This is a genomic window from Inquilinus sp., assembly GCF_057815775.1.
In genome coordinates this window covers 1-8,627 of sequence record NZ_JBYRFX010000022.1, presented here as the reverse complement: position 1 = coordinate 8,627, position 8,627 = coordinate 1, and the positions used below count along the sequence as shown (strand labels likewise).

Annotated in this window: 9 protein-coding genes; all 9 read right to left on the bottom strand. The window is 68.4% G+C overall.

What is annotated here, in order from left to right:
* On the bottom strand, positions 1-953 hold a 953-nt coding region (locus AC3XYG_RS00920; RefSeq protein ID WP_489137931.1), incomplete at its 3' end, for an ABC transporter permease.
* A 20-nt stretch (positions 954-973) separates the two neighbouring features.
* Positions 974-2,470, bottom strand: coding sequence for a sugar ABC transporter ATP-binding protein (locus tag AC3XYG_RS00915; RefSeq protein WP_489137930.1), 1,497 nt, complete (start codon positions 2,468-2,470; stop codon positions 974-976).
* 222 nt (positions 2,471-2,692) lie between these two features.
* On the bottom strand, positions 2,693-3,718 hold the full coding sequence (locus tag AC3XYG_RS00910; RefSeq protein WP_489137929.1) for a sugar ABC transporter substrate-binding protein: 1,026 nt from the start codon (positions 3,716-3,718) through the stop codon (positions 2,693-2,695).
* A 130-nt stretch (positions 3,719-3,848) separates the two neighbouring features.
* Positions 3,849-5,018 (bottom strand): acyl-CoA desaturase, encoded by a 1,170-nt coding sequence (locus AC3XYG_RS00905; protein WP_489137928.1) that lies wholly within the window; start codon positions 5,016-5,018, stop codon positions 3,849-3,851.
* 143 nt (positions 5,019-5,161) lie between these two features.
* Positions 5,162-5,458 (bottom strand): hypothetical protein, encoded by a 297-nt coding sequence (locus AC3XYG_RS00900; RefSeq protein WP_489137927.1) that lies wholly within the window; start codon positions 5,456-5,458, stop codon positions 5,162-5,164.
* 42 nt (positions 5,459-5,500) lie between these two features.
* Positions 5,501-6,202 (bottom strand): ABC transporter ATP-binding protein, encoded by a 702-nt coding sequence (locus AC3XYG_RS00895; RefSeq protein ID WP_489137932.1) that lies wholly within the window; start codon positions 6,200-6,202, stop codon positions 5,501-5,503.
* A gap of 5 nt (positions 6,203-6,207) precedes the next feature.
* Positions 6,208-6,960, bottom strand: coding sequence for an ABC transporter ATP-binding protein (locus AC3XYG_RS00890; RefSeq protein WP_489137926.1), 753 nt, complete (start codon positions 6,958-6,960; stop codon positions 6,208-6,210).
* Positions 6,953-7,924: a branched-chain amino acid ABC transporter permease gene (locus AC3XYG_RS00885; RefSeq protein WP_489137925.1), complete on the bottom strand. Its 972-nt coding sequence runs from the start codon at positions 7,922-7,924 to the stop codon at positions 6,953-6,955. The genes AC3XYG_RS00890 and AC3XYG_RS00885 overlap by 8 nt, the downstream gene beginning before the upstream one ends.
* Positions 7,925-7,928: 4 nt before the next feature.
* A partial coding sequence (locus AC3XYG_RS00880; RefSeq protein ID WP_489137924.1) for a branched-chain amino acid ABC transporter permease occupies positions 7,929-8,627 on the bottom strand: 699 nt, incomplete at its 5' end.

The following is an 8,627-nucleotide window of genomic DNA, read 5'->3' as shown; positions in this document are numbered from 1 at the left end:
CGGATCAGGATCTTCAGGAAGCTGTCGATGTTGATGTGGTCCAGCCCGTTGTTCAGCACGCCGAGGATGAACAGGCCGATGATGGTGTTGCCGATGCCGCCGCGGCCGCCGAACAGGCTGGTGCCGCCGACCACCACCGCGGCGATGGCGTCGAGCAGGAAGGTGTCGAACTCGTTCTGCTGGGCGCTGCCGAAATAGGCGACGCCGAGCATGCCGGCGATGCCGGAGCAGACGGCCGAGATCACCATCACCGCCCCGACCACCATGCGGACGTTGACGCCGGAATATTCTGCCGCCTCGCGGTTGCCGCCGACCATGTAGACGTAGCGGCCGAACCGCGTGTAGGTCAGCACGAGGTGCCCGACCAGCAGCATGATGGCGGCCACGATCACGATCCAGGGAATGCCGCCGATCGAGCCCGAGCCGAGGGTGACCACCAGCGGCGGCACGGCATAGGCGATCTGGCCGCGCACCAGCATGGCGCAGACGCCGGCGCCGATCTGCATCATCGCCAGGGTCATGATGAAGGACGGGATGCCGATCCGGGTGACGCCGATGGCGTTGACCAGGCCGAGCAGGCCGCAGCCGGCGATCGCGACGACGATCGCCGCCCAGCCCGGCAGCGGCACATTGGCGATGGTGACGTAGGATTCCTGCGCCGTCAGGAAGGCGACGATGATGCCGGTGGCGTTGGCGATGCTGGCCACCGACAGGTCGATCTCGGCACACAGGATGACGAAGGTCAGGCCGACGGCGATCACCGCCGTCACCGCGATCTGGTTCAGGATGTTGCTGAAATTGTCGACCGACAGGAAGGACGGGCTGGCGAAGCTGAAGAAGCCGAACAGGATGATCAGCGTGATGAACGGGGCGACGTTGCGCAGCTGGCCGCCCAGCGCCCCGCCGAGCCTGGAGGCGGCACTACGGGCCGGCGGATTGGCTGGCGCATCCATGCGAGTGTCGTGCTCCCCCATCATGCCGCCTCCAGCAGGCGGTCCTTGCTGACCGAACCATCGGCGAATTCACGCGTAATGCCGCCCTTGCGCATCACCAGGATGCGGTCGGCCAGCGACAGGATCGTCTCCGGCTCGGCCGACACCACCACCACGCCGATGCCCCGGTCGCGCAGGCCGCGCACGATCCGGACGACGTCTTCCTTGGCGCCGACATCCATGCCGCGGGTCGGCTCGCTCAGGATCAGCACCTTCGGCGTGAAAGTCAGCCATTTCGCCAGGGCGACCTTCTGCTGGTTGCCGCCGGACAGGGCGCCGAGCGCGGCGTCGAAATGCGGGGTGCGGATCCGCAGCTCATCGACCCGGCTGCGGGCGATGCGCCGCTCCGACTCCGGCTTCAGGACCCAGCGCGACACCCGGTCCAGGATGCTGATCGAGGTGTTCTTGTAGATCGGCTCGTGGTGGAACAGCATCGCGCGCCGGCTTTCCGGCACGAAGGCGATGCCGGCGCGGCGGGCGATCGCGGTGCTCCTGAGCCGGATCAGCTTGCCGGCGATGCGGATTTGGCCGCGGTCGGGCTGCAGCTTGCCGAACAGGGTGCGCGCCAGCTCCAGCTGGCCGCAGCCCATGAAACCGTAGATGCCCAGCACCTCGCCCGCCCGCACCTCCAGCGAGATGTCGTCGTAGAAGCGGTCGGCCGACAGCCCTTCCGCTGCCAGCACGACCGGTGCTCCGGGCTTGCTGTCGAGCCGGATTTCGCCGGTGTAGCTTTCCTCCAGCTCGCCATGCCCGGCACCGATCATGTGCTCGATCAGCGCCGCCTTGTCGGTCTCGGCCGCCCGGGTGCTGAGGATCTTTCGACCATTGCGGAACACGGTAACGGCGTCCGACACATTCAGGATGTCGTCGAGAAAATGCGAGATGAAGATGAAGCTGCGGCCCTCTTCGCGCAGCCGCCGCAGCACGCTGAACAGCCGCTCGATCTCCGGCGGCGACAGGGCGGAGGTCGGCTCGTCCAGGATGATGATGCGGGCGCCGGAGAACAGCACCCGGGCGATCTCGATCAGCTGCTGCAGTCCGATCGGCAGCGCCCCGGCGGGGGTGCGTGGGTCGACATCGATGCCCAGGCGGCGGATCTGCTCGCCCGCCGCCTTGCGCATGCCGGCCCAGTCGACGATGCCGAGGCGGCTGACCGGCTGGGTGCCGAGGAACACGTTCTCGGCGACGCTGAGGTCCGGCACGATGCTCAGCTCCTGATGCACCATGCCGACCCCGGCCGCCCCGGCATCGCGGGCCGAGCGGAAGCGGACCGCCCTGCCCTCGATCCGCATCTGCCCTTCATAGTCGGCATGCACGCCGGCGATGATCTTCATCAGGGTCGATTTGCCGGCACCGTTCTCGCCGACGAGACCATGGATCTCGCCGGCTTCGAGCGTGAAGTCGACATCGCGCAGCGCATGGACGCCGCCGAACGACTTCGAGATGCCGCTGAGCTCGAGCAACGGGGTCTGGGTCATGGTGCGGGCCTGTTCAATGCTGTCCGGCCAAACCTGCCGATTGATGACTCCAGGGGTCGACCCAAACCCCCATTGTCATTGCCGGGCTTGACCCGGCAATCCAGAGGATCTCGACAGCCTCTGGATGCCCGGGTCAAGCCCGGGCATGACAGCTTGAAGTTACGACGCTGGCTCCAGAGCCGACCGGCGGTTTGCATGGCTCGCTCGACCGGACAGCTGTGCTCAGATCAGGAAATGCTCCTCCATCCACAGCATGCCCGGCGCGTTCGTCTTGGTGACGACCGGGCCGTCGGTGACGACGGATTTCGGAATCCCACCCTCCCCGGTCTTCTCGCCGCCGGTGACAGCCGCCACGCCGGCAATCACCGCGCCGCCATGGATACGGCAGGACGGGTTGCGCACGGTGGCGTACATGCGGCCTTCGGCCACCGCCTGGAGCGCGGGCGGCATGGCGTCGACGCCGCCGATCAGGATGTCGGTGCGGTTGTGCGCCTTCATCACGTTGTAGGCGGCCAGCGCCATGTCGTCGTTGTGGAAGAAGGCAGCGCTGATCTTCGGATACTTGGTCAGGTGGGTTTCCCAGATGCGGGCCACCTTCGACACGTCCCAGTCGCCCGGATCGGTGTTGAGGACTTCGATCTTCGGATACTGCTTGAGCACCGATTCAAAGCCGCGGGCCCGGCCCTGCGCCCCGGTGTGCCCGAGCGCACCCTGGGTCATGATGATGGTGCCTTCGCCATTGATGGCGGAGCACAGCGCCTGCGTCACCGCGGCGCCCATGAACTCGTTGTCGGGGGCGAGGAAGGAGTGGACGTTGATCTGCTCCAGCGGCGCGATCAGCGTGTCCATGTCGATGACCGGGATGCCGGCGTCGATCATCTTCTGCACCGGCTGCGTCAGCGTGCCGATGCCGAAGGCCTGGATGGCCACGAAATCCCATTTCTGGGAGGCCATATTGTCGATGGCGCCGCGCTGCTTCGGCGCCGCCAGCTCACCGTCGAACCAGGTGATCTCGACGTTGAACAGCTTGCCCCAGTATTCGGCGGCCTGCTTGCCCTGGGCGCACCAGGTCGCCTGCAGGCCGGCATTGGAGAAGGCTGCTTTCAGCGGCTTGTCGGAGCGCCCGACCGCCTCGGCCGCCTGCGCCGCCATGTTCAGGTCGATGCCGCCGAACAGGGCCGCGCCCGCCGAAGCGGCGGCTGCGGCCACCATGAAGTCACGCCGACTGCGATGTTCGCGATCGCCCATCTTGATGTCCTCCCAGTCTGTTGGCGACAATCCGCCACGAGCTTCTTTTGAGCTCGTCTGGAACTGTGACAGCGCTGTCAGGGCGGCGCAATGTCAAACTGGGAAGGATGTGCCCCGTGGGGGCGACGGCTCAGGAGGCGGCGAGGCGCTTGCCGACGGCTTCCAGCACCAGGCGATGCGCGCGCTCGACGATGTCGTCCATCGACCGGGTCTTGGCGAACATCGCCGCGGCGCGCAGCCGGATCTCCTCCCGCGTCGGGAAGCTCGGCAGATGCGCCTTGGCCAGCAGGTCCACGGTCTTGTGCTGCGCGGTGGCCAGCGCATCGCGGATGTCGGCCAGGGTCGGCGCATGGGCATGGGCCAGCGCGTCGTGCAGCGCCGTCGCGATCCGGTCGACCGGGAAGCTCGCCGCCAGTTCCGCCGCCGCGCGCTCGATGATCTTGGTGCCCAGGCGCTGTTCGTTGCGCAGCACCGCCTCGGGCGGGGTCTTCAGGTTCCAGACCACGCCGCACCAGGACAGGGCCTTCAGGATGTAGAAGGTCGGGTCGAATTCCCACCAGCGGAAGCCCTGGCGCACGCTGCTCTGGAAGGCGTGGTGGTTGTTGTGCCAGCCCTCGCCCATGGTCATCAGCGCGAGCAGCCAGTTGTTACGGGAATCGTCGCCGGTGACATAGCGCTTGCGGCCATGCACATGGGCCAGGGAGTTGATGCAGAAGGTGCCGTGATAGACCAGCACCGTGCTCCAGACGAAGCCGACCACAAGCCCCGGCCAGCCGGCGATCAGGAAGGTGATCACGGCCAGGATCACGGCCGGCGTCAGCTCCCATTTGTGCAGCAGCATCAGCTCGGGAAAGCGAGCGAAATCGGCGATCTTGGTCAGGTCTGTGGTGCGGTGGCGGGTCGAGAAGATCCAGCCGAGATGGGCGTAGATGAAGCCCTTGTGCCGCGGCGAATGCACATCCTGCTCGGTGTCGGAATGCAGGTGATGGTGCCGGTGCTTGGCGGCCCACCACAGCGCGCTCTTCTGCGCCGTGCTCTGCGACAGGAAGGCCAGGAGGAACTGGAAGACACGGCCGGTGGAATAGGCGCGGTGGGCGAAATAGCGGTGATAGCCGGCGCCGATGCCAAAGATGCGCAGGAAATACAGCGCCACGCAGAGCACCAAGGACTGCCAGGTCACCCCGGTCCAGATCGCCGCGAAGGCAGCGAGGTGGAGCAGGACGAAGGGGACCGCCTCGGGATACAGGATGTCTTCATGATCGCCCGCAGGCGCATCCGTATCGGTCTTCGCGGTGGTCATGGGCTCCGTGATCCTCAGGCCGGCCTCGGGTGCAACGACCTCGACGAAGGGCGCCGGGCGTCCCCTAGATAGGGATATGGCCGCCGCGGTCAAGCGGAACCGGACGCCCGGCCCCGAGTGTCAGTGTCGCAGGAGACGCGATGTCAGCGGCTCGCTCGGGCCTGGCCGATCCGGGTGGCCAGGTCGAAAAAGGAGGGCGGCGGCGCGCCCGGCGCGGCCTGGTTGGCGAGCCGGAGGTAGCGCAGCGGAAAGCAGATCGCCTCGACGCTCGCGGTGCTCAGCTCGGTCGGGCGCCGGGCGTTGGCGGCCAGGGCGGTCTCCGCCCGCTCCAGCGCATCGTCGATCTCCCCGGCGTCGAGCAGGCCCTTGTCGCGCAGGGCCCCCATCAGCGCCGTCATCGCGGCATAGACGCCTTCGAGCTGGAGATTGGCCGAATTCATCGCACACCTCACCGTTGGGGGGACGCGCATGGCACGGCCCGATCATACAGCGAGATAGCGCTCGCGTATCCCCTCCGCCGCCATCAGCTCGGCGCTGCTGCCGCTCCACACCACCCGCCCCTTCTCGATCACCGCATGGCGCTGGGCCAGGCGCAACAGGGCGTCGAGGGTCTTGTCGATGATCAGGATCGACTGGCCCTCCGCCTTCAGCCGGCCGAGGCACTCCCATATCTCGGCCCGGATCAGCGGCGCCAGCCCCTCCGTCGCCTCATCCAGCACCAGCAGCTTCGGGTTGGTCATCAGCGCCCGGCCGATCGCCAGCATCTGCTGTTCGCCGCCGGACAGCTGGGTGCCGCGGTGCGACCGCCGCTCCGCCAGCCGCGGAAAGGCGGCATAGACCCGGTCCAGTGTCCAGGGCGTGGCCCGGCGGAATCGGTCGGCCGCGGTGGCGACCAGGTTTTCCTCCACCGTCAGGGTCGGGAAGATCTGCCGCCCCTCGGGCACCAGACCGATGCCGGCCTGGGCCAGGCGGTAGGGCGGCAGGCCGGTGACGTCGGCGCCGTCGAACATGATGCGGCCCGCAGTCGGGCGCAGCAGCCCCATCAGGCCGCGGATCGTGGTGGTCTTGCCCATGCCGTTGCGGCCGAGCAGCGTCGCGATCTCACCCGCCTGCACGGTCAGGGCCATGCCGAACAGCACCTGGGCGCCGCCATAGCCGGCCTCCAGCCCCTCGATCTGCAACAGCGCGGTCACGCCGCCTCCTCGCCGAGATAGGCGGCGCGCACCTCCGGGCTCGCCCGAATCTCCTCCGGCGTGCCGGTGGCGATGACCCGGCCATAGACCAGCACGGAGATGCGGTCGGCCAGGGCGAACACCGCGCTCATGTCGTGTTCGACCAGCACCATCGGCACGGTGCCGGCCAGGCCTTGCAGCAGCTCGACCAGCCGCGCCGTCTCCTCATGCCCGGTGCCGGCCATCGGCTCGTCCAGCACCAGCAGCTTCGGATCCAGCGCCAGGGCCATGGCGAGTTCGAGCTGCCGCTTCTCGCCATGGCTCAGGGCGGCGGCCGGCACCTGGCCCCGGGCGCCCAGGCCGGTGCGGACCAGCAGCGCCTGGGACGCGGCGGTGAGATCGGCCTCCCGCCCGACCGCACGGAAGAAGCGGAAGCTCGACCCGCGCCGGCGCTGCACCGCCGTCGCCACGTTCTGCAGCGCGGTGAAGCCGGGCAGCAGATTGGCGATCTGGAAGGTGCGGGCCAGGCCGCGCTGGGCCCGGCGATGGGCGGCCAGGCGGGTGATGTCCTCGCCCAGGAAGCGGATGGTGCCGGCATCGGGCGCCAGCCGGCCGCAGATCTGCTGGATCAGCGTGGTCTTGCCGGCGCCGTTCGGGCCGATCAGGGCATGGATCTCGCCCGGCCGGACGTCGAGGCCGACGCCGTCGGTGACCGTCAGCGCGCCGAACCGCTTCGACAGCCCTTCGATGGCCAGCACCGGCTCAGTCATGGCGCACCTTGCCCAGCAGACCGCCCAGCCCGCCGCGCAGGAACAGCACCACCAGGATCAGCAGCGGCCCGAAGATCAGCCGCCAATGCTCAGTGACGCCGGACAGCAGCTCCTCCGCCAGCAGGAAGGCGGCGGCGCCGAGGATGGCGCCATGCAGGCTGCCGATGCCGCCCAGCACCACCATCACGATCAGCTCGCCCGAGCGCTGCCAGGACATGTAGGCCGGACTGACGAAATCGGCCTGGATCGCCAGCAGCGCCCCGGCCAGCCCGGCGATGGCGCCGGCGATCACGGTGGCGGCAAGGCGATAGGCGAAGGGATCGTAGCCCAGCGCCCGCATCCGCTCCTCGTTTTCGCGGCAGCCGCGCAGCACCCGGCCGAAGCGCGACCGGGTGACGGCCAGGCACAGCGCCCAGGCCGCGATCAGCAGCACCAGGACGACATAGTGAAAGGCTGACCGACCGTTCAGCCATTTGAAGCCGGCGACCAGCGGCTTGGCCCACAGAGTCATGCCGTCGTCGCCGCCATAGGCGGACAGGCTGGTCATGGTGAAATAGGCCATCTGGCCGAAGGCCAAGGTGATCATGATGTAGTGGACGCCACGGGTCTTCAGCGACACCGCGCCGGTCAGGGCCGCGAACAGCGCCGCGGCCAGCATCGCCGCGGGTAGCAGCACCAGCCCCTCGCCCACCCCCGCATCGGCCAGGATGCCGACGGCATAGGCGCCGAGGCCGATGAAGGCGGCATGGCCGAAGGACACCAGCCCGCCATAGCCGAGGATCAGGTCGAGGCTGACCGCGGCGATGGCGAAGATCATGATCCGGCTGGCGACGGTCAGGGCATAGCTGCCGAGGCCCAGCGCCGGCGCCAGGACCGGGACCAGCGCCAGCACCGCGAACATCGCCAGGGCCGGCCAGGCCGCGCGCAGCGTCGGCGGGGGTGCGGGTACATCCGCCTGAGTCATGACGCTATCGGCCATGGGAGGGGAACAGTCCGGCCGGCCGGAAGAACAGGATCGCGGCCATCAACAGGTAGATCAGCATCGAGGCCAGGGCCGGCCCGACCTGGTTGGCCGCGGCCGGCGCCAGCACCAGCCGGAACAGATCGGCGGCAAAGGACCGGCCCAGCGTGTCGACCAGCCCGACCAGCAACGACGCCAGGAACGCGCCCTTGATCGAGCCGATGCCGCCGATGACGATGACGACGAAGGCCAGGATCAGGAAATTATCGCCCATGCTGGGCTCGACCGCGAAGATCGGCCCGGCCAGGGCGCCGGCGAAGCCGGCCAGCATGGTGCCGACGCCGAACACCACCATGAACAGCCGGCGGATGTTGACGCCCAGCGCCGAGACCATGTCGGCATTGCTGGCCCCGGCCCTCACCCGCATGCCGATCCGGGTCCTGGCGATCAGCACCCACAGCAGCAGGGCGACGCCCAGCCCGGCCACCAGCACGGCCAGGCGATAGACCGGGTACAGCAGCCCCGGCATCAACGCGATCGACCCCGACAGCATCTCCGGCATCGGGATGCTGAGCGGCGCCGAGCCCCACAGCGTGCGCACCGCCTCGTTGAAGAACAGGATCAGGCCGAAGGTCGCCAGCACCTGGTCGAGATGGCTGCGGCCGTAGAGGTGCCGGAACACCAGCACCTCCAGCAGCAGGCCCAG

Coding starts and splice junctions, on each gene's coding strand:
- AC3XYG_RS00915 (WP_489137930.1), bottom strand. CDS start 2,470: ATGACCCAGACCCCGTTGCTCGAGCTCAGCGGCATCTCGAAGTCGTTC.
- AC3XYG_RS00910 (WP_489137929.1), bottom strand. CDS start 3,718: ATGGGCGATCGCGAACATCGCAGTCGGCGTGACTTCATGGTGGCCGCA.
- AC3XYG_RS00905 (WP_489137928.1), bottom strand. CDS start 5,018: ATGACCACCGCGAAGACCGATACGGATGCGCCTGCGGGCGATCATGAA.
- AC3XYG_RS00900 (WP_489137927.1), bottom strand. CDS start 5,458: ATGAATTCGGCCAATCTCCAGCTCGAAGGCGTCTATGCCGCGATGACG.
- AC3XYG_RS00890 (WP_489137926.1), bottom strand. CDS start 6,960: ATGACTGAGCCGGTGCTGGCCATCGAAGGGCTGTCGAAGCGGTTCGGC.
- AC3XYG_RS00885 (WP_489137925.1), bottom strand. CDS start 7,924: ATGACTCAGGCGGATGTACCCGCACCCCCGCCGACGCTGCGCGCGGCC.